Annotated in this window: 26 protein-coding genes and 1 pseudogene; 16 read left to right on the top strand and 11 right to left on the bottom strand. The window is 39.2% G+C overall.

The features are described 5' to 3' along the window. Positions 1–183: 183 nt before the first annotated feature. From FTT85_RS02640 to FTT85_RS02620, 5 genes are all read right to left on the bottom strand, one after another. On the bottom strand, positions 184–1263 hold the full coding sequence (locus tag FTT85_RS02640; protein WP_180182777.1) for a porin: 1080 nt from the start codon (positions 1261–1263) through the stop codon (positions 184–186). 312 nt (positions 1264–1575) lie between these two features. Then, positions 1576–1989, bottom strand: coding sequence for an HIT family protein (locus tag FTT85_RS02635; protein WP_180005095.1), 414 nt, complete (start codon positions 1987–1989; stop codon positions 1576–1578). A gap of 31 nt (positions 1990–2020) precedes the next feature. Continuing rightward, positions 2021–2290, bottom strand: coding sequence for a YARHG domain-containing protein (locus FTT85_RS02630; RefSeq protein ID WP_078188510.1), 270 nt, complete (start codon positions 2288–2290; stop codon positions 2021–2023). Positions 2291–2378: 88 nt separating this feature from the next. Further along, positions 2379–3251 carry an NAD(P)-dependent oxidoreductase gene (locus FTT85_RS02625; RefSeq protein ID WP_180005093.1) on the bottom strand — a complete coding sequence of 291 codons (873 nt, stop codon included), beginning with the start codon at positions 3249–3251 and terminating at the stop codon, positions 2379–2381. A 22-nt stretch (positions 3252–3273) separates the two neighbouring features. Then, positions 3274–4368, bottom strand: a complete 1095-nt coding sequence (locus tag FTT85_RS02620) for an alpha/beta fold hydrolase (protein WP_180005092.1) — start codon at positions 4366–4368, stop codon at positions 3274–3276. A gap of 142 nt (positions 4369–4510) precedes the next feature. On the opposite strand from FTT85_RS02620, the gene FTT85_RS02615 reads away from it, so the two are divergent. The 10 genes from FTT85_RS02615 to trpB all read left to right on the top strand — a co-directional run bounded on the left by FTT85_RS02615 (position 4511) and on the right by trpB (position 12987). Continuing rightward, positions 4511–5698: an O-succinylhomoserine sulfhydrylase gene (locus FTT85_RS02615; RefSeq protein ID WP_180182776.1), complete on the top strand. Its 1188-nt coding sequence runs from the start codon at positions 4511–4513 to the stop codon at positions 5696–5698. A 32-nt stretch (positions 5699–5730) separates the two neighbouring features. Further along, positions 5731–6060, top strand: a complete 330-nt coding sequence (locus FTT85_RS02610; RefSeq protein WP_078188506.1) for a YbaB/EbfC family nucleoid-associated protein — start codon at positions 5731–5733, stop codon at positions 6058–6060. 12 nt (positions 6061–6072) lie between these two features. Then, positions 6073–6669, top strand: a complete 597-nt coding sequence (recR, locus tag FTT85_RS02605) for a recombination mediator RecR (RefSeq protein WP_180182775.1) — start codon at positions 6073–6075, stop codon at positions 6667–6669. 201 nt (positions 6670–6870) lie between these two features. Next, positions 6871–8013: an HRDC domain-containing protein gene (locus FTT85_RS02600; protein ID WP_180063087.1), complete on the top strand. Its 1143-nt coding sequence runs from the start codon at positions 6871–6873 to the stop codon at positions 8011–8013. A 124-nt stretch (positions 8014–8137) separates the two neighbouring features. Next, a complete protein-coding gene (locus FTT85_RS02595; RefSeq protein ID WP_180182774.1) occupies positions 8138–8446 on the top strand; it encodes a YcgL domain-containing protein in 309 nt (102 codons plus the stop codon). A 21-nt stretch (positions 8447–8467) separates the two neighbouring features. Beyond that, positions 8468–8851 (top strand): hypothetical protein, encoded by a 384-nt coding sequence (locus FTT85_RS02590; RefSeq protein ID WP_078193907.1) that lies wholly within the window; start codon positions 8468–8470, stop codon positions 8849–8851. A gap of 21 nt (positions 8852–8872) precedes the next feature. Continuing rightward, positions 8873–9724: a MoxR family ATPase gene (locus FTT85_RS02585; RefSeq protein ID WP_111884943.1), complete on the top strand. Its 852-nt coding sequence runs from the start codon at positions 8873–8875 to the stop codon at positions 9722–9724. A 79-nt stretch (positions 9725–9803) separates the two neighbouring features. Beyond that, positions 9804–10256 carry a hypothetical protein gene (locus FTT85_RS02580; protein ID WP_180182773.1) on the top strand — a complete coding sequence of 151 codons (453 nt, stop codon included), beginning with the start codon at positions 9804–9806 and terminating at the stop codon, positions 10254–10256. Positions 10257–10459: 203 nt separating this feature from the next. Further along, entirely contained in the window at positions 10460–11647 is a 1188-nt protein-coding gene (locus FTT85_RS02575) for a VWA domain-containing protein (protein WP_180182772.1), read from the top strand. 131 nt (positions 11648–11778) lie between these two features. Beyond that, positions 11779–12987, top strand: coding sequence for a tryptophan synthase subunit beta (gene trpB, locus FTT85_RS02570; protein WP_180182771.1), 1209 nt, complete (start codon positions 11779–11781; stop codon positions 12985–12987). A 9-nt stretch (positions 12988–12996) separates the two neighbouring features. Here trpB and FTT85_RS02565 read toward each other — a convergent pair whose 3' ends face one another. From FTT85_RS02565 to FTT85_RS02550, 4 genes are all read right to left on the bottom strand, one after another. Next, a complete protein-coding gene (locus tag FTT85_RS02565) occupies positions 12997–13347 on the bottom strand; it encodes a hypothetical protein (RefSeq protein WP_180182770.1) in 351 nt (116 codons plus the stop codon). A 125-nt stretch (positions 13348–13472) separates the two neighbouring features. Next, a complete protein-coding gene (locus tag FTT85_RS02560) occupies positions 13473–13904 on the bottom strand; it encodes a CBS domain-containing protein (RefSeq protein WP_078193901.1) in 432 nt (143 codons plus the stop codon). Positions 13905–14010: 106 nt separating this feature from the next. Continuing rightward, positions 14011–14388 carry a DUF2750 domain-containing protein gene (locus FTT85_RS02555; RefSeq protein ID WP_180182769.1) on the bottom strand — a complete coding sequence of 126 codons (378 nt, stop codon included), beginning with the start codon at positions 14386–14388 and terminating at the stop codon, positions 14011–14013. 139 nt (positions 14389–14527) lie between these two features. After that, positions 14528–14761, bottom strand: coding sequence for a hypothetical protein (locus tag FTT85_RS02550; protein WP_078188494.1), 234 nt, complete (start codon positions 14759–14761; stop codon positions 14528–14530). Positions 14762–14983: 222 nt separating this feature from the next. Between FTT85_RS02550 and FTT85_RS02545 the strand changes: the two genes are divergently transcribed. Both FTT85_RS02545 and FTT85_RS02540 read left to right on the top strand, forming a co-directional pair. Then, positions 14984–15343 carry a hypothetical protein gene (locus FTT85_RS02545; protein WP_180040979.1) on the top strand — a complete coding sequence of 120 codons (360 nt, stop codon included), beginning with the start codon at positions 14984–14986 and terminating at the stop codon, positions 15341–15343. 109 nt (positions 15344–15452) lie between these two features. Further along, complete coding sequence (locus FTT85_RS02540; protein WP_180182768.1) at positions 15453–15776, top strand: hypothetical protein; 324 nt, start codon at positions 15453–15455, stop codon at positions 15774–15776. On the opposite strand, the gene FTT85_RS02535 is transcribed toward FTT85_RS02540, so the two are convergent. Beyond that, positions 15700–17268 carry a pitrilysin family protein gene (locus tag FTT85_RS02535; RefSeq protein WP_180182767.1) on the bottom strand — a complete coding sequence of 523 codons (1569 nt, stop codon included), beginning with the start codon at positions 17266–17268 and terminating at the stop codon, positions 15700–15702. The two genes, FTT85_RS02540 and FTT85_RS02535, sit on opposite strands and share 77 nt — an antisense overlap. 126 nt (positions 17269–17394) lie before the next feature. After that, positions 17395–18708 (bottom strand): annotated as a pseudogene (locus tag FTT85_RS02530) (M16 family metallopeptidase); the annotation flags it as partial. Between the two features lie 250 nt (positions 18709–18958). On the opposite strand from FTT85_RS02530, the gene ftsY reads away from it, so the two are divergent. The 4 genes from ftsY (at position 18959) to FTT85_RS02510 (ending at position 22595) form a co-directional block, all read left to right on the top strand. Beyond that, entirely contained in the window at positions 18959–20065 is a 1107-nt protein-coding gene (gene ftsY, locus FTT85_RS02525; protein WP_078188489.1) for a signal recognition particle-docking protein FtsY, read from the top strand. A 175-nt stretch (positions 20066–20240) separates the two neighbouring features. Continuing rightward, positions 20241–20927 (top strand): nitroreductase family protein, encoded by a 687-nt coding sequence (locus FTT85_RS02520; RefSeq protein WP_180182765.1) that lies wholly within the window; start codon positions 20241–20243, stop codon positions 20925–20927. Between the two features lie 214 nt (positions 20928–21141). Next, complete coding sequence (locus tag FTT85_RS02515; protein ID WP_168379659.1) at positions 21142–21735, top strand: nitroreductase family protein; 594 nt, start codon at positions 21142–21144, stop codon at positions 21733–21735. 182 nt (positions 21736–21917) lie between these two features. Next, positions 21918–22595: a DUF2057 family protein gene (locus FTT85_RS02510; RefSeq protein WP_180182850.1), complete on the top strand. Its 678-nt coding sequence runs from the start codon at positions 21918–21920 to the stop codon at positions 22593–22595. Positions 22596–23143: the final 548 nt, after the last annotated feature.

Genomic DNA, 23143 nt, shown 5'->3' with positions numbered 1-23143 from the left:
TGTTGATGTGGTGCTAGTAAACGATCGTTATACGGATGATATTGAATAGGCGTGTCTAGTTTTTTTAATTGTTTTTATAAACCACTGATAAATGATGAAATTAGCTTATTTTAGTTCTGAGACATTAAATTTGAGTAAAAAAAAGACATACCGAAGTATGTCTTTTTGGGGAGATATTGTAGCTTAGAAGTCGTAACGCAGACCAAGAGAAAGTGCAGTTGCATTTTCATCACCGATCCCTGCGATACCGTTACCGAAGCTACGACCTTCTTTCCAAGGGTTGAGTTTAGAGTTTTTGTCGTTAAGCACAGTTGCTAGGTTGCCATATACGCGTAAAGTGCTATCCAACTTATGTTCTACACCCACACCGATCAAGCTTGCATTAGCATCATCAGCATCTACATCACGGTAGAAGTATTCACCGCGTACTGACGTTTTAGGCGTTACTTTATATTCGCCAGCTACACCAAAAACTTGAGCATCTGGGTTGGCTGTATCGTTGTCGTGTTTCGCAATTTGGTATAAAGCACCCAAGTTAAATTCTTCAGTTAACTTATATGCACCAGCAATACGGAAGGCATCACGACTTGCGCCACCTGCTGCGTTTGCTGCATTTTCATCATACTTTTCGTAAGCTGCTGCAAAATCAATAGGACCTTCTTTATAAGTTAGAGCAAGGTCATAGGCTTTGTTATCATCTTTGCCTTCGCCATCTGCTTCACGGTCAATTTGTGTACCTGAATGCATCGACATTGCAGCTAATACATTGAAACCACCGCCAAATTTTGGCGATTTATATTCAATGGTGTTTTCATTACGTTCATCAAATTTTAAGTTGCCTACACGTGTTACGTTACGAACGTCACCAACCATGTCACCGAAGAAGTTCACAGGGCTACGTGCGACTTTAAACGGGCTGTCAAAACGACCTACACGTGCTTGTCCATAAGTCGAACTTTTTAAACCCACGAATGTGTCACGTGTTGAAAAATCTACGCCTTTGCTGTCTTGGCTACCGCTTGCAAAGTTTACTTCTTGCTCAATTTGAGCGAATACGTTGAGGTCATCATTAATTTTTTGATCTACTTTGAAGCCTAAGCGTGAAGCGTTAGAAGAAAGACCAACTTCGTTGTAATCTTTACCATCATCTAGATAGTCAAGAGAGACATGTGCACGGCCATAAATTTTTACATCAGCAGCAGATGCCATCATTGGTGTAAGAATTGTTGCCCCGATTGCTAATGCACATAGATTTTTTTTCATTTGAAGCTCCAGAAGACTTTTCCAGTCATATCAATATGTTTTATCAGTAGCTTGGCTAGAAGTAATTTCGCTATCTAATGGCGCTAAGTATTCATTACAAATAAGACAGTTCTATTAAGGAAATATTTCAAAACGGTGAAAGGTGATTTTTGGTTTAAATTGTATTTTTATTTATAAAGATTGATATTTATTAAATACTTATGGTTATTTTTAAATATTAAATTTTGCAGTTAAAATGACTTGGCACAATATTCTAAACATAAAAAAATGGAGCCGAAGCTCCATTGATCATCACTTTAAACTCAATTGGACTTAAAGTGCTGCTTTGATTTTTTCGCCAATAGCTTTAATTTTTTCCATGTCGCCCATTTGTGCGGCATGTTTACCTAATTCATGGACTGAAGTCGGAATTAGGTGGAAATGCACATGCGGAACAGTTTGACCCGCAGCAGCACCAGACAACTGCATCAATACGATACCTTTCACGTCTAAGGCTTTCTCCATTGCTTTCGCAACTTTTTGGACAATCTGAATGGTATAAGCAGCCGCTTCAGGATCTAAATCAAGTAGCGTAATAGCAGGGGTTTTAGGAATTACGAGCGTATGACCTTCGGCCTGTGGCATGACATCCATAAAAGCGAGTACTTGATCATCTTCATAGACTTTAAACGCGGGAAGTTCTCCACGTAAAATCCGAGCAAAAATATTTTGATCATCATAAGTCATTGCTAAATTCCTTGAGCGAATTGAATCGTAATTATTTACAGTTCAATTCTTTCTGACGATCTTTGATCGCGTCAAGTCGTTGTTGCTCTTTTTCTGAAAATTTAGGCTTAGTTGTGTAGCAATTGTCATTGCCAAACTTCGCTTTAGCGTCAGGATCTTTAAAGCAGAAACCTTTCGATGCATAAATCACGTCATGGTCATTTTTCAACTTTTGGCATTCTTGCTCAGATGCTAAAACAGCAGTAGAAGCCCCGATTAAAGTTACAGCACCTAGCAAAGTTGCGAGGGTAAATTTGTTCATGCGAGTTTCCTCTGTCATTTGTAACAATGTGTGTTATGACACTAGAGTACAATATGATGGTTATTTATCGTTATTCAATGGCGAGTTATTACTCAATTGTAATTTTACTCCATTTTTCATACATAATCATAGCGCTTGAAAAATCACTGTTTTCTTCAGCTTGATCGCTTGCTGCTTGGATTAAATTTTGCGTCAAAGAGAGCACCGGTGCTGAAAGTTTTGCTTGTCGCACCAGATCAACAGCAATTCCCGTATCTTTTGCAAGTAATGGAAGTGCAAAGGTTAATGGGAAGCTACGATTCAGTACGCGCTGCGGTAAAACTGTTTCAGTCACATTACTTTTACCGCTCGACGCATTAATACAATCGAGTGCTTCATGTAAGTCCACGCCATGCGCTTTTAAGGTGGTGAATCCTTCAGCAACTGCACAAAGATTTACAGCCATTAACATGTTGTTTACAGCTTTAACAGCAAAACCCGCACCCGGTTCACCCACATGTTTAATCAGTCTGCCAAATGTTTGGATCGCAGGTAATGCACGTTCAAAGGCTGCTGCGTCACCACCAATCATGACGGTTAATGTTCCCGTTTCAGCGCCAATGGTTTGTCCACTCACAGGGGCGTCTAAGAATGAAACGTTTTGTTGCTTTAAGGCTGAAGCGAGTTTTTTTGCAGATTCTGGCACACCGCTGGTACAGTCGACCCAAATCGAGCCTGATTTCAGCGTCACACTCGCAATTAAATTTTCAACATCTTGGCTGATGGGTAGGCAAGAAAAAATAATGTCCGCTTGTACTGCTTGTTCTAAAGCAACCGCTTGCGTACCAAATTCAGCAGCATGTTGCTCTGCCTTGGTAAAGTTTCGATTCCAGACATAAACCGTGTCGAACTGTTTTGGTAGGTGCGCTGCCATACGGGAACCCATTGCGCCCAATCCAATAAATGCAACTGACTGAATCATCTTTACTTTACCCTCTAAATTTTTATTTCAATAAACTGGATCTTTGTGTAAGCCACTGGGTCAAAGTTGGCCAAAATTGATTGGCACTTTTTTGACTCGACATCAGGCCGAGGTGACCACCGGGAATGAGAGTAAACGTGACATCTTGACTACTTGTCAATTCGCCTAAAGGACTTGCTGCATCTGCCGTAACGATTTGATCGGTAGAACCCGCGCCAATTAACAATGAACAGTGGATATTTTTTAATTGAATAACTTTATCTTTCAATTGAATAATGCCGTTTTTAAGCGGATTTTGCAGCCAAACATTGAATACCATGTCTTGGTTAATGCCACCAGGATAGTCAATCATGTGATTGAGAAAATCGCCCATGGTTGCATGTTCATACAGATCATGCAGATTATCTAAGTTGGAAAGAAATTGTTTTTGGCTTTTGAACCAACCCATTGGATCGACGATTTTAAAGCCAATCGCATTGAGCACACCCGGTGTATGGATAAAATGTTTAGGGATTTTCCCGGTGTAGACCGTATCTTGTAAATTCTTACTACGTGAAAGCAAGCGATTGGTTTTTTGAAATAACTTTCCGATACGACCTGAGGCATAGCTATCTATCGGCGCGCCCATCACCATTAGATTTTTAACATGTTCAGGTTGATGTAATGCGGTATACAGCGTGACAAAGACTCCAGCCATACTCCAACCATGTAGCGAGATGTATCGACTATCTGCATGCTGAGAAATTTGATCAATACAATGTGGAATCACATCATCAATAAACGATAGAAAATTTAAGAATCGATCTTGATAGTTTAATTTTCCCCATTCCAGCAAATAGACATCAAAGCCACTGTGTTGAAAATGTTTCACCAATGAGCGATATGGATACAAATCATAAATCGCCATATTGATGGCCAGTGGTGCAACAAACACTAAGGGTTCTTTGTATTTACGATCAGGCGAAGCGTAATACCGAACTTTTGCATGTTTATATTCAGTAATTACTTCATAGGGTGTCGATTGAGAAAGGACCAGCGATTTTGCATTAAACACACGTGTAGACAGGTGTTTAATTTTCTTTTGCTGCGCTAGAAATTTCTGTTTGAAAGGATGCATAACTGTCAATTGCCTAAGTCCTTGTAGGATTGGTCGAAGTCTAAGCGATAATTTCGTATTTTACCTTGACCTTAAATAGCTTGGACGCTCAAAATATTGGCAATTCTTCACAAAGGCAGTTCTTCGCGACTGAGTAATACAGATGAGCCAACAAGACGACATCGAATACCAATTAGAGACTTTAGCGATTCGTACAGGTCATACTCGTACTTTTGAGGGTGAACATAGCGAGCCAATTTTCCTGACTTCATCATTTGTTTGTGAAAGTGCAGCAGATGCCGCAGCAAAATTTTCAGGTCAAATTGAAGGCAATACCTATTCACGTTATACCAATCCAACTGTACAAGCTTTCGAAAAACGTTTAGCTGTTTTAGATGGTGCTGAAGCCGCAGTTGCGACAAGTTCGGGTATGGCAGGCGTACACGCGATCACTTTGGCATATTTGAAAGCTGGCGATCATGTGGTGTGTTCACGTGCTGTCTTTGGTTCGATCATTTCTCTGTTTGAAAAATATGTCATCAAATTTGGTGTTGACGTTACTTTTGTTGATTTGGAAGATTTAGATGCTTGGAAACAAGCGATTCGCCCAACTACACGCCTCTTGTTTATTGAAACACCGTCAAACCCATTGGCTCAAGTAGGGGATTTACAAGCCATTGCTGATATTGCACATGCGCATGGGGCATTATTTGCAGTCGATAATACTTTCTGTACACCGGTGTTACAGCAACCGATTAAATTAGGTGCGGACCTCGTGATCTACTCATCAACAAAATATATTGATGGTCAAGGTCGTGCGCTCGGTGGTGCTGTTGTAGGTAGTGCAAAATTGATGGAAGAGATTACAGGTGTTATTCGTACACTGGGTAACTCGATGAGTCCATTCAATGCATGGATCTTCCTGAAAGGCCTAGAAACTTTAAGCTTACGTATGAAAGCCCACTGTGCAAGTGCTCAAACTTTAGCTGAATGGTTAGATGCACACCCGAAAGTTGAAAAAGTGTACTATGCGGGACTTCCAAATCACGAAGGTCATGAGTTGGCGAAAAAGCAACAAAAAGGCTTTGGCGGAGTTGTATCGTTTGTTGTGAAAGGCGAACGTGAAGGCGCTTGGACAGTGATTGATAATACCAAGTTCCTTTCTATTACAAGTAACTTGGGTGATGTAAAGTCAACAATTACCCATCCTGCAACGACTTCTCATGGCAGAATGTCAGCAGAAGCGAAAAAAGCAGCAGGGATTAGCGAAGGTTTAATTCGGGTATCTGTTGGTTTAGAAGATATTAATGATATTATTCGCGATCTTTCACGCGGTTTAGATCTTATCTAAAGTGAATTCATCAGTTTTGTTCGGAGATTTTTATGAACATTAATATGCTCATGCAGCAAGCTCAACGCATGCAAAAAGAAGTTGAGAGCAACATTAAAAAAGCCAAGGAAGAGCTTGCACAAGTTGAAGTTCACGCTGAAGCAGGTGGTGGTCTGGTTAAAGTTACTATGACTGCACGTCATGTAGTGAAACGTATCGAAATTAATCCTGAACTACTTCAAGATGATGCAGATATGATTGAAGACTTAATTGCAGCGGCAATGAATGATGCTTCACGTCAAGCTGAAGTGATTTCAGAAGAAAAACTGAAATCTGCAAACTCTGGTATGGGGCTTCCACCAGGTCTTTCAGGTTTATTCTAAGGAATACGTTGAATGTTTAGTGATCGTTTTGATCAACTTGTACAGGCATTGCGTATTTTGCCAAGCGTTGGGCCAAAGTCGGCTCAACGTATGGCACTGCACTTAATCATGAAAAATAGGGAGGGTGCTGTTGGTCTGGCACATGCCTTGACTGAAGCAACCAACTATATTCATGAATGTTCCATTTGCCATTCATTGACTGAAGATGAAGTATGCAATATTTGCATCTCTTCAGAGCGTGATGATCAGCTGCTTTGCGTGGTTGAATCTCCAGCAGATGTCATGGCAATCGAGCAAAGTGGCAGTTTTAGAGGGAAATATCATGTATTGGGTGGACATTTGTCACCACTCGATGGTATTGGCCCCGACGAAATTGGTATTCCATATTTAATTCAACGACTAAGTGATGGTAAAGTGCTGGAAGTGATCTTGGCGACCAATGCAACGGTTGAAGGTCAAGCGACAGCACATTATTTGGTTGAAGCGACCAAGCATTTACCAATACAAATGACCCGTATTGCACAGGGTGTACCACAGGGTGGTGAGCTTGAATATGTGGATAGCCATACCTTAAGTCAGGCCGTGCATAACCGAATGCGAATGAAATAACTATAGAGCGAAACTCGTTTCGCTTTGTATAAAATTCACCTAATTATTTATACTTAATAACGATTAAAGTTTTTGTTTATAATGAATAAAAAAGCCAAATAAAGGAAATAAGTCACTAAAATAACGTTTTTCCTTATAGATAAATAATATATATCAGTTAATATAAGCTCATAGAGCATCTAAAATTAGACTCAGCAACTTATGTATCAATTCATTCAAAATCAGCCAGATTTAAATTCCGTTTTAAATCTTATGGACCAAAGCTCGATTTACGGACTCGACACCGAGTTTATAAAAGTAGATACCCTGTGGCCCAAACTTGGACTTTTCCAAATTAATGTACAAAATCAAGTGTATTTACTTGATGGTACAACCCTCGATTTAAGCCAATTCTGGCAAAAATTATTTGCGGCTCAGCAAAACATTTTTCATGCTTGTAGTGAAGATATCGACCTGATTTATCACTATGCACAGCATAAGTCTTTAGAAAATGTCTTTGATACACAAGTTGGGATGTCATTTTTAGGGCATGGCTTACAAGTCAGCTATCAAAATGCCTTAAAAACCATGCTCGATGTCGATATTGATAAAGATCAGACTCGTTCAGATTGGTTGGCTCGCCCACTCAGTGCCGAGCAAATGAATTATGCAGCGAATGATGTACATTATTTAATGAATTTAAGCCAAACGATTCAAAACGAGTTGGCTGCGAAAAGTTTATTAAATTGTGTGCTTGAGGACTGCAAAAATTTAACTTATGAAATTGGCACTGAAACGCCGATCCATTTGTTGTATCACGATGTTGGTAATTATCGACATTCACGTCGACAGCTCATGCAAATTCAGCAATTGGTAGTTTGGCGTGAGCAAATGGTGAAAGCCTTAAATCAGCCACGTAGTTTTATTCTTAAAAACTCAACCATCATTGATATGGTAGAAAAAAATCCAAAAAATAATTTTCAATTGAGTGCGGTGAAAGACATTCGTCCGAACATTGTGCGTGAGCATGGTAAAATTATTTTAGATTTGTTGAAGTTTTTACCTGAACAAGCTGAATGGCCGCTGCGTATGGCACGTCCAATTCGTCATTCTTCTCAGGATATTGGTTCGCGCGTCGATACAGTCATTCAACGTGCAGTGCAAGAAACCTCTGTGCCTAAAGAAGTTTTAATGCGCAAAAAATGGTTAAATGCCTTGTATCAGCATGTGGTTTTTCATAATGATGAGCAGGATTTACCGAGCTACCTATTGGGCTGGCGCTATGATTTGCTGACGAAGCCTTTAATTGAAGTGCTGCATGCCGATGAAAGTTATCTTTCTGGTCAAATGAAAGTGTTGGAATAAGTTCTGATTGATTAAAGAACTATCACTTATACAAATTCACGACTGATGCGTTAATAAACACTAATGTATCAGTCTTTTTTTTGATGTATCCTTTGCCTTGCGTTTAATGAGTATTGATTCAATTATGTACTGTTCTATCTACAAATCGAGCAAAAAAGATGAAATGTATCTTTATATTGCTCATCCTGAAGTTAATGAAAACGAAACTGAAGCGACAGATCCGCTTGCAGTAATGCCTGATGCTTTACGTACAGCATTTGGTCGTGCCACATTTGTCATGGATCTAGAACTCAGTGAATCACGCAAACTTGCACGTGTGAACGTATTGCATGTACTAGATTCAATTGAAACAAAAGGATTCTTTATTCAGATGCCTCCAGAAGGTTTAATTGACCCAAATGCAGTTGAGCCAGAAGGCTTGCGCGGCGCTTAAGTTAATTCAGGAGTTGTGAAAATGAATGGTGTAGTATCGGTATTGGACTCAATTCCTGAAAGCAGTATTGCAATTACGGTTTACTTAGGTGGGGCTGTAATTGCTTTGTTGTGTTGGTATGGTCTGATGAAGCGCTTACCCAAAACGATCGGTGCCATTGGTTGGCTTATCGTATTTGCTATTTTATTAACACCAACCGTTTCTGAAGGTTCAAATGCAGCAATCGCACCTGCGATTTTTGGTTTGATTTTTGGTGTATTAACAAAAGATCAGCCATTGGTTTGGTTGAATCTATCGCTGATTCTCTTTGTGGTGGGTATTGGTTTAGTCCTTGGATATTTTTGGACAAAATACAATGCAGCGAAACCACAGCACGTTGTAAATAAGAAAATTTCACCGCTTTAAATAAAAAAATAAGGTTATGTCATGTCTGTTGAAACTCAACAATTTACTGGTACAGATCAATATATTGCGACCGATAGCTTAAAACTTGCAGTAAAAGCTGCACGTTCATTGCAAAAGCCACTTTTGGTTAAAGGTGAGCCGGGGACAGGTAAGACACTTTTAGCCGAACAAGTGGCTGAAAGTTTAGGCCTTAAGCTCATTACTTGGCATATCAAATCTACAACCAAGGCTCAACAAGGTTTGTACGAGTACGACGCCGTATCTCGTCTGCGTGATAGTCAGTTGGGTGATGACCGTGTTTATGACATCAAAAACTATATTAAGCCGGGTAAACTTTGGGAAGCGTTTACCAGTGAAGAACGTTGTGTGCTTCTAATTGACGAGATTGATAAAGCAGATATCGAATTCCCAAATGATTTGCTACACGAACTCGATAAAATGTCCTTCTTTGTGTATGAGACGGGGGAAACGATTACGGCAACACAACGTCCAATCGTGATCATTACTTCAAATAATGAAAAAGAACTTCCAGATGCCTTTTTGCGTCGTTGTTTCTTCCATTATATTGAGTTCCCTGACGAAGCAACCATGCGTGAAATCATCGATGTACATTTTGAAAATATTTCAAGTACCTTGGTTTCTGAAGCACTACAAATCTTCTTTAAATTACGTCAAATTCCGGGTTTAAAGAAACCGCCTTCAACCTCTGAGTTGATTGATTGGTTGAGTTTGCTGATGGCGGATGATATGCCAGAAGATATTTTACGAAATACGGATAAATCGAAATCAATTCCACCACTTTATGGTGCCTTGATTAAGAATGAACAAGATGTGCAATTACTTGAGCGTCTAGCATTTATGTCACGTCGTTAATTGATATCAATTCTATCAAAGATTTAAAAGCCGGTTATCCGGCTTTTATTTTGAGCATTAAAAAATATAAAGGTGAATTATGCAGACAAATGCATACGTATCTCGTGTACACATAGCTGTACCTAGGAGATTAAAGCCGACTGTACTTTTGTTGGCTGCGAGCTTGTATTTATCTGGGTATAGCTATGCGATGGATGATGCTCAGTTTGAACAGCAGCATCAACAGCTACTCCAGGATGCGTATTGGGCGCAAGTTGCAGAACATCAACTTAAAGAAAAGCTCATTGATCAATCAGATCATCTCGCAGCTCAAACGGCCATTCAACAAAAGGCCTGTGCTGCAACTGTACTCGAGCTGAAATACTATGATTTTGTGATCTTGAACCTAAGCGATTTTAACCGCTATAGAAACCATCAAGGTTTTCATAAAATCGTGTCTATTGAAAAGTTGCAGCAAGATCGTCTCGATGTTCAGCGCAAATATGAAACTCTTAAAAAATCACTTAAAGAAAGAAATGCAACTTGCGATTAAATCATGTCATTTACCTTTCTTTGGGTAGTAGGGCAATGTATATGAACACGCAGTAAAAGCTTTTGGCTTTACTTGTAGAGATCAATTTTTCATAATGGTATGCGTAAAGGCAAGACTCAGTTGCAGATGAAATAACAAGATCACATGCATTCACACTGGATTTGACCTCCTGATATTTAATTTTTATTGGATTTTATTCGCCTATGTTTGTGCGATTGTTTTATACCCTTCGAAAATACGGTGTTCCTGTTTCAACTCGTGAATTGATTGACTTGAACCAAGCGGTGGCAGCAGGGCTGGTCTTTGCAGATCAAAATGAATTTTATCAGCTTGCAAAAACAGTCATGGTCAAAGATGAACGTTACTTTGATAAGTTCGACCGTGCAATGAAGGACTATTTTGACGGTATTGCCACCTTTGATTTGGATGAGCTATTAAATCAGGTACATAAACTGCCAAAGGATTGGTTTGATCTTGAACTCATCGAAAAGCATCTAACACCAGAACAACGAGAAGAATTAAAAAAAGCCGGATCATTAGAAGAACTGATGAAAATGCTCGAAGAGCGTTTGCGCGAACAGCATAAAAAGCATCAGAGTGGTAATCGGATGATTGGGACGGGTGGTACGTCGCCGTTTGGTGCCTATGGCGACCATCCTGAAGGCGTGCGTATCGGTGGGCCTGGTCGTAAACGATCTGCGGTGAAAGTTTGGGAACAACGACAATACCGAAACCTAGATGATGAGCAGATTCTCGGAAGTCGTCAGATGCAGATGGCTTTGCGTCGTTTGCGTAAATTTGCCCGTCAAGGTGCAGCAGAAGAGCTAGATATCGACGGAACCATTCGTGAAACGGCCAAACAAGGTATTTTGGATGTGCAGTTGGTTCCAGAAAGACGTAACCGCATTAAAGTATTGATGCTGTTTGATGTGGGGGGGTCGATGGATTCACATATTGCCCAATGTGAGAAGCTCTTTACCGCTGCAAAAACTGAATTTAAAACCTTAGAATATTTCTATTTTCATAACTGTTTATATGACTATGTATGGAAAGACAATATTCGCCGTTCAAGCACGCGTATGAATACATGGGATCTATTCAACACCTATGGTCGAGATTACCGCGTCATCGTGGTTGGTGATGCAAGTATGGCACCATATGAGTTGAACTCGGCAGGTGGATCTGTGGAATATATGAATGATGAAGCAGGTCAGGTGTGGTTACAGCGCTTACGCAATCATTTTGATAAAACAGCATGGTTAAACCCAGAAGAAGAAAGTTATTGGCATTACACCCAAACCATTGCTGCGATTAAACAAATCTTTGAAGATCATATGTTCCCAATGACCCTCAAAGGTGTAGAAGATATGACGAAATATTTAGCGCGCTAAAGCGTTAAAAACGATACTTTTTCTTATCAATGATGTTTATATTACTTACTCCAATTTTGCATTGTTTCTTATTTTCAAAATTGGATAGTATTTAAAAGTCTTTGTTTTGCATACAACATGAAGGAAATATGATGGATCATCAAATTAATGGTATCGCATTACCTAATGAAGAAGGTTTCTTCGGTGAATACGGTGGGCAGTTCATTCCACCAGATTTAAAACAGGCAATGGATGACATTAATGTTGCTTATGAGCAAATTCGTCATACAGAAGAATTTCAAAATGAATTGAAAGAGTTGTTTGCAAACTATGTTGGACGTCCAAGCCCATTGTTTTATGCGAAGCGCTTGTCTGACAAATTAGGTGGTGCACAAATCTACCTCAAGCGTGAAGACCTCAACCATACTGGCGCGCATAAAATTAACCACTGCCTTGGCGAAGCCTTATTAGCAAAATACATGGGTAAAACCAAAGTGATTGCTGAAACCGGCGCAGGTCAGCATGGTGTGGCATTAGCAACGGCTTGTGCCTTGGTGGGTATTCCATGTGAAATTCACATGGGGCAAGTGGATATTGAAAAAGAACATCCAAACGTGGTGAAAATGAAGATTTTAGGTGCCAACCTAATCTCTGTTACTCGTGGTACAGCTACGCTCAAAGATGCAGTAGATAGCGCATTTGAAGAATATTTAAAAGATCCAACCAATTTTATTTATGCGATTGGTTCAGTGGTTGGTCCACATCCATTCCCGAAAATGGTTCGTGACTTCCAGTCAATTATTGGAGATGAAATTAAAGTTCAGACCAACGAGCGTTTTGGTGCAAATCCTGACTATGTGGTTGCATGTGTGGGTGGTGGATCCAATGCCGTTGGTGCATTTACAGCATTCCTCAATGACACCGATGTTAAACTTGTGGGTGTAGAGCCGGCTGGTCATGGCTTAGATACCAATATGCACTCTGCGACGTTGACATTGGGTAAGCCAAGTCAAATTCATGGCATGGCATGTTATGTCCTTGAAGATGAACAGGGTGAACCATTACCAGTGCATTCAATTGCATCAGGTTTGGATTATCCAGGAGTGGGGCCACAACATAGCTTGTTAAAAGACCTAGGCCGTGTTGAATATACAACAGCGACAGACCAAGAATGTTTAGATGCATTCATGACGCTTTCACGTGTGGAAGGTATTGTTCCTGCACTAGAAAGTTCACATGCGGTTGCTTGGGCAATTCGTGAAGCGCCAAAACTTGCTAAAGATGTGAAGATTGTGGTTAACGTTTCAGGCCGTGGCGATAAAGACTCAGACTATGTGGCTGAAAAATTAGGTTTAAATTAATTACTGCCATTAAAAAAGACTAAGCTGCTCATCATCTGTTGATGGTGCAAAAATCTTTTGCAGTTGTATAGCCCGATCTATATTCGAAGTATCCCAGTTTTTAACTGGGATATTTTTTTTGACATAATTTTTATAAAAAGTGTGGTTAACGCTTGATGTAATTGGAATTAACTCAGGATGTAGCGCATAAATAATAGCTTTTGCATCTAAAATTTCAGCGATAGAAGTAGCAATCTCCAAATTAATCGTACGTCGGTGGTATTGCAGCAGTTCATCGTCTTTCATAGAAGCCATCAAGCGTTCCAATTCTAAAATGATGGCATCAAGGTGGGCTAATTTATCTAAAGCAGGTTTCAACATAAGAAAGGAAATTGAGAAAAGTAATTAATTTATAATGTGTATGTCATTACATTTTGTGAATTATATGAAAAATTTTGATTTCTAGATTCCCCCCCTTAAACTTTATTAAGGGGGGATTATTGAGTTTAGCCAGAAATATATTGTTGAAGTTGTTCGATCAGTTTGCGTTGATCATCCATTGCTGCTTTTACAAGGTCGCCGATGGAGATTAAGCCAGTTAATTTCTGTTCCTCAACGACAGGTAAATGACGTAAATGGCGATCTGTCATAAGTTCTAAACATTCTTCGACAGTCGCTGCACTTGTGACAGTGATGACACTACCCGTCATAATCTCGCTGACAGAGGTATCGAAAGATGTTCTTTCCATCAGGGCGATTTTACGTGTGTAATCACGCTCAGACAAAATCCCAACAACTGTGCCTTCATGGGTCACAACGAGGGCACCAATGCCTTTTTGTGCCATCAGGGAAATGGCTTCGAGTACAGTCGCATCTGGAGTGATGGTGTAGATTTCTTGATAAGCTTTGTCTTTAAGTACTTGGGCAACTGTAGTCATATTTTCATTCCTTTATAGTAGTTTTTGTTTAATTTAAATTAGCGCGAAATTTGAAAAAAGCAAATACTTTTCAGTGCATGTTGGGGTCAAACATGCACTGAGGGTTTTATGCCATTTGAATCTTATTTTGGTTAAAAAAGAATAAACGCATTTGCGAGGTTGTGAGCTTGAGACGGATGTGGCTAGAGCTATGCAACGCAGGGATAACTTTAAGACGTGTTAATGTCGGTAATAGCGATGCCTCAAAATCTTGTGATGTAATGCGTCGTGGAGTGTAGTTGGGCCAATGCTTTTTGGCATATTTATGCGCTTGAATGCCATTTAGCCAAAACGGGAAGATAATATGATCTTGATCGCTGGTCATTGCCCAACCTTGTTGGTGGTAGAGACCCCAAAGGACTCCACAGTACATCATGGTTTTTAAAATACTAATTTTATAAAATAAATCTTTTGGAATAGGTTTATATTGCTTTAATTTAGACATCATATGCAGCGTGTTGTTGATGTTGCTCCTATTGTAGGAAATTCTTATGAAAAAGCTGTGTAAGCTTTGAACTTGATTGTAAGAATTTATGTAGTTAAAAGTTGAAGGGTGTAAAAAACGCCACTTTAGTGACGTTTTGTTATGCTTGCAAGGTGGCCATGTTCTGCCAATATTGCGCTTTGAGTGAGTCACGTTCTACGCGGAAGCCTTGATAATAAAGTTCAGCCAAAAATAACGCTGCTTTACCATGTCCAGCACGAGCTGCATCTTCCAATTCATGAACTGCATCGCTGAAGTTCATTTGAGATTGAATTGTGTTTACCGCATTTGCGTATACATGTTCGAGTTCATGTTGAGAGAATTGTTGAATCATATTTAACTCCTTATTCTAATTATGATCATTAAGGGCCCATTCTTTAGCCCTATTAACTAATTTAACTAAGTATTATTAAACTAATATTACAATTATCTTGAATTGTCAACTATTCACGTAAATATTTCTAATTTGCTATGGTTTACATGATTAAACAATGGACAATTGTTTTCGTGAGTAAAATACTATCATAAGAAGTTGTAGATAATAAGGAGAAGTAAAATGACAAGAGTTTTAGACGGTTTAACTTTAGATTATCCTCCGACATTAGCGCAAATTGTGGAGTTGGCACATCTACATCGTCGCAATCTTGATGAAGCAATTTTTCATCAAGAAATTCATTTAGGGGATTTTGGTTTGGCACAGCGCAAACGTGTATATGATTTCACACGGGATTTAGATAAGGGACAGCGCTTAGAATTTTACAATGCATATAATGGCGAATTACTCAAAATTGCCGATGATGATGATTTACATCCTGCGCATGCAGAAGGTGGAATGAGTATTTTTGCAGTATTTATCGTTTTGGCGATTATTGCATTAATTCTTTATTTTGCGGTGATACGTACCATTATTCAGTAAATTGTTTAGCTAACTCACAGACTGAAACAGTGGACTGATGCAGTTTTAAGCGCTGTGACTTGAACTTCTTGAACGTCAGCCATACACTACTTTGAACCTGAGGTAGTGTATGACTATTGATTTAGAAAAAATTATTCAATTCAAATCTAAAATACAGCTAGAGCAAATTTATAATATCTTTGTTTCAGTCATGATCGTGGTGATTTTGGTATTGGCTGTGATTGCCTTATATCGACCTATTTCTGTACAGCAATACCAAAACGTATCACGACTTGCGTTTCAGCAAAGTTATCCTGAAACTCAGGAAATGGCGATGTTGCTGAGACAGCAAGATCGCATCCGTGTGGGTGCTTATCTTAAATTGATGCATGCTTATCAGGTGGAGTCTGTACGGGCACATCAACTTCCGGCTTTGGCAGAGGAACAGCCTTAGTCGCAGGGATTATCTTGGTTGGAGTTGCTTGTACATTCTCCTCCAATATCTGCTGTACTTCATTTTTATCTAAGGTTTTACTGACCACAATCACCGTCATATTTTCAGGGTGCATGTAGGTACGAACCGCATTTTGTACATCAGCTACAGTTATTTTTTCCAATAATTTAGGGTACTGGGTCAAATAATCTGGGTCTTGTTGATAAAAGCCCAATAGACCAAGCTGTGCATTGATCGTTGCATTACTGCTGTAATTATTTGGAAAAGCACGCAGCATACCGGCTTTGGTTTCTTCCATTTGTTTTTGATCAATAGGCATTTTGACAAAATCATTAAAAGCCTTATGTGCCACTCGAATACTATCTATCAGCTGATCTTGACGTGTTCCATAGCTAAAGCTAAAGATACCGGGTGCTTGGCTAAAGCTAAATGCACTATAGGCACCATAAGTATAGCCACGTTTAACGCGAAGCTCTTGCATGAGGACTGAGTTAAAACCTCCACCACCAAACACTCGATTGGCTACTTCTAAGGCTAATCGATCTTTGTTATCGCGTGTCGTTCCTAAATGTCCAAATATGACGTTGGCTTGGGTGGAATTGTAGGGAAGATGGATAATATCAAAGCCTTGTTTTTCTTCTGGTTGTGCAAGCGCTTTGGCTTTTTCACCTTGGTTTAAGTTTCCAGAAATACGTTCTGCTAGGTTTTGCGCTTCTTTTTTGCTGAGTTTACCTGTAATGGCAATATTCATGTTTTGAGCAACTAAAAATTGATCACGAAACTTCTTTAAAATGTCTGGTGTTATTTTTTTGATACTGCCATTGGTTCCCGTAATCGGTTCTGCATAAGGATGTGTGCCGTATACAGCCCGATAGAAACGAATATTCATTAAGCGACTTGGGCTTTCTTGGAGTTGTTTCTGACCAGCTTGGTTATTGCTGAGTGCTAAGTTGAGACTGGAGTTTTTAAAAGTCGCATTTTTAATCACGTCCACCATCATACTTAAAGCAGGTTCTAATTTTTTAGGGTCTGACAATACGCGTAACCGAACGACAAACATATCTCGATGTGCTTGCACGCTAAATTGAGCACCTGTTTGGTCAAAAACCGAGGCAATTTGCGTTGCATTGTATTTTTCTGTGCCTTCATCGATTAAACGTGCAGCCATGTTGGCAACACCATACAAGCCTTTTCCGACTTCTTCATCACGAGCAGAACCTGCATTAAAGGTCAGTTGAATATCCACCATGGGTAGATCTTGCGATTCAACAAACAGGCTATTCACACCATTTCGGTTTTTCAGCACTTGAACAAGTGGAGCACGGTAGTCTTTATCAATCTGTAAATTCTTTAAACTTTGCAGCATGGGGATAGATTGTAATTGGCTCGGATTATCGTTGAGGTCAGGAACATTTTCCGTATATGTTTCTGCATGGAGGATTGAGCCAAACGCAGTGAGTAAGCTTAGGGATAAAATTTTCGTAATAGTCATCACTAATCCTTACAAGACGCTATCTGTGTTTTGGGTTGAGCTGATTTGTTGCTCTGGAATAACAACTTCCGTTTGAGCGGATTTTACTGTTTGATCTGCTTTATTTGAGGTTGTTGGAACCTCCGTCTGTTCTGGAAGTAGATACATGGTGCTTAAATTTTCTCGGACAAAATACGCATTGGCGACACGTTGAATATCCTGTGCGCTGACGTTTTCATATAATTTTGGTAATTCGTCCATTAGCCTGAAACTGAGCCCATTGACTTCTAAGTTACCGATAGTCTTGGCTTGGCTGCTGATGTCATCTTGGTTATAGACTAAATTGGAGACAAAACGTGTGGTGATACGTTCAACTTCAGGTGTTTTGACTAATTCTGTTTTTAAAGTGTCGATTTCATCTTGTATAGCTTTTTGCGCTTGTTCCATTTTGACGCCATCGGCAGGGAGTGCTGAAATGGTAAACAAGCTGTCTCCACGATTGTATGGATCATAAGAAACGCTTACAGCCGTGAGTAATTTTCTATCTCGTACCAGTTTGTCTTGTAGGCGAGATGAGATCCCACTGTCTAAAATATTGCGAATAATATTGAGTGCATAAGCATCTTGTGGATTTTTTGCGGTAGCCAGTGAGCGTACATTCCACGCCATATACAAATTGGGCACTTGTACGGGCAAATTTAGTTCCATGTGACGATAGCCCACACGTTCGAATTCCATCACATCGTTACGATCAGGTGTTTTACGTGATGGAATATCACCAAAGTATTTTTGAACTTGACGTATTGCTGCTTCGGCATCGACATCACCGACAATCACCAAAATGGCGTTGTTTGGGGTATACCAATCTTTATACCACTGTTTTAAATCTGCTAATTTGATGTTTTGCAGATTTTTCATGTGTCCAATGACGGGTTGACGATAGTGACTGGTTGGGTAAGAGATCCATTTGAAACGTTCATAAGCCAAAGAACGAGGGTTATCATCTGTACGCTGTCTGCGTTCTTCCATAACCACTTTAATTTCAGGCTCGAAATCTTGTTGTTGCAATCGTAAATTACTCATACGATCCGCTTCGAGCTCCAGCGCCATAGGAAAATAGGCTTTTGGATACAACTGATAATAATTGGTGTAATTGGTAAAGGTTGCAGCGTTGATGCTGCCGCCATAGATACGGCTGAGACGTGTAAATTCATCATTAGGAACTTTGGTGGTTCCTTTAAACATCATATGTTCGAGCGCGTGGGAGATCCCTAATAGATTGCCCGACTCATCACTACTGCCAACACGATACCAAATATGGGTCATTACCATCGGCGCACGGTGGTCTTCACGGATAATGACCTTTAAGCCATTTTTAAGTGTGGTTTCAAAGGTGCTACGTGTTAATTGGGTACGTGTGTCTGCATGTAGATGAGTTGCAGACCAAAGGCAACTGCTGATGACACAGATAGGAAGCGCAGAGCGAAATAAAGTTTTAAAAAAATAAGGAGAAAATCTGTTTTTATGGGACACAAAGGAATCCATTAAAATGCATTTTATAGCTATCTAGTTTTCCTAAAGTTAATTTTGATTGCAAGTTCAACATGTTGTTTTTTAGTGTGCTTCGCTCTGACAGGCGTGTATCGACTCAATTTAAGATAACTTATGATAGAATCGGTTTTTTTAACGCAGTGCTTTTCAAGGATTCGGCATGCAACAGCAATCTCATGGGCAGAATAAATTTTTGATTGATGCTGATATCGGTGATGACGATGTCACGCTACCGAGTTTACCTGCGGTAAATGTGCCGATTATCGAGACACCGAAAGTACAGCAAGAAGTTGCTGCACCATTACAAGAAACAGAGTCAGAAACTGAAGACTCGAAGGCGAAAGGCGGCTTCTTTAGTCGAATGAAAGAAGGTCTAGCAAAGTCACGTAAGAACTTGGCAGACGGCATGGTGAATATCCTGATCGGTGGGAAGGAAATTGACGATGAACTTTTAGAGGAAGTTGAAGAGCAACTTTTGGTTGCTGACATTGGTGTCGATGCAACGAAAACGATTATTGCGAACTTAACTGAACGTACTGAACGTGGCGATTTAATTTACTCGCACTCTTTATATAAAGCGCTTCAAGAAGAACTGGTGGCATTACTTGCACCACGTGTTAAACCGCTACATATCGACAGCAATAAAAATCCGTATGTGATTTTGGTTGTTGGTGTGAATGGTGTGGGTAAAACCACCACGATTGGTAAATTAGCGAAACGCTTACAAGGTGAAGGTAAAAAAGTAATGTTGGCTGCTGGTGATACATTCCGTGCAGCAGCCACAGAACAATTACAAATTTGGGGCGAACGCAATAATATTGCCGTTGTGGCGCAAGGTCATGGTGCAGATTCTGCATCTGTTATTTTTGATGCATTTGAAAGTGCTCGTGCAAAAGGCGTAGACGTGCTGATTGCAGACACCGCAGGTCGTTTACACAACAAAGGACACCTCATGCAAGAGTTGTCTAAAGTAAAACGTGTAATGCAAAAAATTGACGCTACAGCTCCACATGAAGTGATGTTGGTTGTTGATGCAGGTACAGGTCAAAATGCCATTAACCAAGTTGAAATGTTTGACGAGGCAGTAGGGCTTACAGGTCTAACTATTACTAAGCTTGATGGTACAGCAAAAGGTGGTGTGTTATTTAATATTGCAAGCCGTACCCATGTGCCAATTCGTTTTATTGGTGTAGGTGAGAAAATTGATGACTTACGTCCATTCTCAGCTAAATCATTTGTCGCAGCATTATTTGAAACTGATAAATAAAATGCGTTAAATGTCACATAAACTCCGCAAAATGCGGAGTTTTTTGTTTTAGGGTTTATTGATTGATTTAAAAAGCAACATGTGAATAAATCATAATCAAAATTCAGCCTAATAAACCCTTAGAATAAGTAAGGAATTGTTGTTTATATATAAAAATTGCTTTGGGGTGTTTAGGGTGGCGTTACTCGATAAAATTGGTCATGTATTGACTGCGGATATCACTAAAGATTTTAAATTAAAAAAGAAAAATACTGACCGAGAAGTAGAAGCGTCATTTGTCGACCAACTAAAGAAACGTCGCAGTATTTACGAGCTTGGAAACAAGGTACATTATAGTCAGGCTTATTTGGCTGAACTGATTCAAGAGTCTGTAAGAAGTTGTCCATCTGCATATAATTCGCAAAGTACACGTATTGTGGTTTTATTTGGCGAATCTCATCAAAAATTTTGGGACATTGTAAAAGATGTACAACGCAAGAATGTTGCGAGTTATATTTTTGAAGGTGTGGCGCTCAAAATAGATCTGTGTGCAGCTGGCCTGGGAACTGTACTTTTCTATGAAGATCAAGCTGTGATTCAACAATTACAAAAGAAAGTGCCATTAAGTGCAGAAGATTTTCCAGTGTGGTCGGAGCAAACGTCTGGCATGGCCCAATTCGCAGTATGGACTTCGATCGCAGATGCAGGTCTAGGCGCATGTTTACAGCACTATAATCCACACATTGATTATGCTGTTGCCCAACACTTTGATATTTCAAAACAATGGCTGCTACGTGCGCAGTTGGTCTTTGGTTCAATTGAAGGCCAAGCGCCTGAACGCTTAGAACCAGAAGATCAAGATCAGTTTAGAATTTATGAGTAATTTCTATGTTCTGTAAGTTGCTTTGATTTCTGCTGTCCTAAAGACTGTGAACCAATATTTGAATGTAAGTGGGTTGTAGGTATTTAGATGCTTGCAACTGATTGTTCTAGAAATAAGACACAATGTTGTAAATATCGTCATGCAACTGTTAAAAACATCACCTATTATAAATCTCAACTTAGTCAGCTAATTGAAAATAAAAAGAGGTCTTGTAATGTCATTCTTGAATCAAATCGAACAACGTCGCACAATCTATTCTATTGGTAATAACGTTACTTTATCGCAAGATGAAATTGAGCAAACCATTAAAAATGCAGTACGTTTAAGTCCGTCATCATTTAACTCTCAAACGTCTCGTGTCGTTATTCTGTTTGGTGATGCACATCAAAAATTCTGGAATATCGTACGTGAAACTTTACGTAAAATTGTACCTGCAGATGCATTTGAAGGAACCAATGGCAAGATTAATAGTTTTGCAGCAGGTTTTGGTACAGCATTATTTTATGAAGATCAGGCTGTAGTAAAAGCACTCCAAGAACAATTTGCACTTTATGCAGATAATTTCCCAGTATGGTCTGAACACTCAACGGCGATTGCTCAATTTGCTACTTGGACGGCTTTGGCTGAAAAAAATATTGGTGCGTCATTACAACATTACAATCCAATTGTTGATGCTGAAACAGCCGCGGCATTTGATGTGCCAGATCAATGGAAACTACGTGCACAACTTGTTTTCGGTTCGATTGAAGCGCCTGCAGGTGAAAAAACCTTTATTGCAGATGAAGAACGATTCAAAACATTCAAGTAATGATGGTGTGTTGAATTAAAAAGGATGCATTAAGCATCCTTTTTTTATATGCAAAATTCTTGAATGAATATCAAAATAATGTCTTGAAACAAAATATACAGTGATTGTTAGATGTCATAAGATTGTCACATATGCATTGCATAGTGCATTCGAAACTAAATAATTGATAAAGAGTGATAATGATGACTTTAAGATTAACTGTTGCTGCTGCAGCGCTGATATTAAGTAGTGCCGGATTTGCAGCTGTAACTTTGACTGTTCAGGAAGAAATTAAAATAGTTGCAGTTAATGATCAAGAAGTTACTGGTGGTTTATTTCGATCTACGGAGAAGTATAAGCTTGATGCAGGTGAAAACCTATTAACGGTACGTTATAGCGAATTTTTTCAACATGCTGATAATTCTCACGATATTTTAAAGTCAGGTGTGGCCGCTATTCGTACTCCAGCACTGATTGATGGGCAGGAGTATCGTTTGGGTCTAGTCAATGCACCAAAAGATTTTGATGCTGCGCAAAAATATAAAGACCAACCGATATTTGGTTTGTATGACAGATCTAATCAATTACTTGTGCAGCAAGCTGGGGCGAAGAAAGAACAAAAATCGATTTTCTCCAATGGTGTTTTAGGTAATGCTGTAGATTTTACGAAGAAAGAAGCTGTACCAGAAAATCAACCGGCACCTGTTTATGCACAATCCTTAAATGTAAAACCAACAAATGTGGCAGCTCCTGTGGTCGCTCCAAAAAATATAGCTGTTCATCAAAATGGGGTAGATCAACAATTAATTCAGCTTTGGCAGAAGGCTAGTAAAGCTGAACGACAAAAATTTATGAGTTGGTTGGCTGAGCAAGCAAACTAAAGTCACTTTTGTAATTTCATTAGTTTTCTTAAAATCCGTGTTATTTGAAAAGTCCGTTGAATTACGGGCTTTTTAGATTGAAGAATATAAAAATCACCAAGAATTATAAAATTCGTCTTTCATAAAGCAAAATATACGGATATATTGATCTTTAAATAAGCAATAAATTGCTTTTAGTTTAAAAAATATACACTCAAGCAGAATATTATAGAAATTTCTATGATAGGGGCTTGTGTTTGTTTTGAAACTCTATACAATATGCTGCATACCAACGCAGACAGCGATAAACGTAAGGTTTTTAGTTGTTTGATGTTGTTTTCTTATTTGCTGACGAAGTATTAAGAAAATCATTAAGAGATTATGAAGAACAACTTGTGTGGATTTTTACTGGTTGATTGATCGAAATTATTTTCATTGATTGATGGTAGAAATTACTCGAAGTTTATTTGAGCAAATTTTTGTCAGTAATTGATGAGCCAAGATTGGTACACTATATGTACTATTGATTTTAAACTGAAGAGTTTGATCATGGCTCAGATTGAACGCTG

It is taken from the genome of Acinetobacter sp. YH01020, from assembly GCF_013420275.1.
GTDB classification, from domain to species: Bacteria; Pseudomonadota; Gammaproteobacteria; order Pseudomonadales; family Moraxellaceae; genus Acinetobacter; species Acinetobacter amyesii.
Note: the sequence above shows the minus strand (reverse complement) of the source record. Positions and strands in the feature narration are given on the sequence as shown.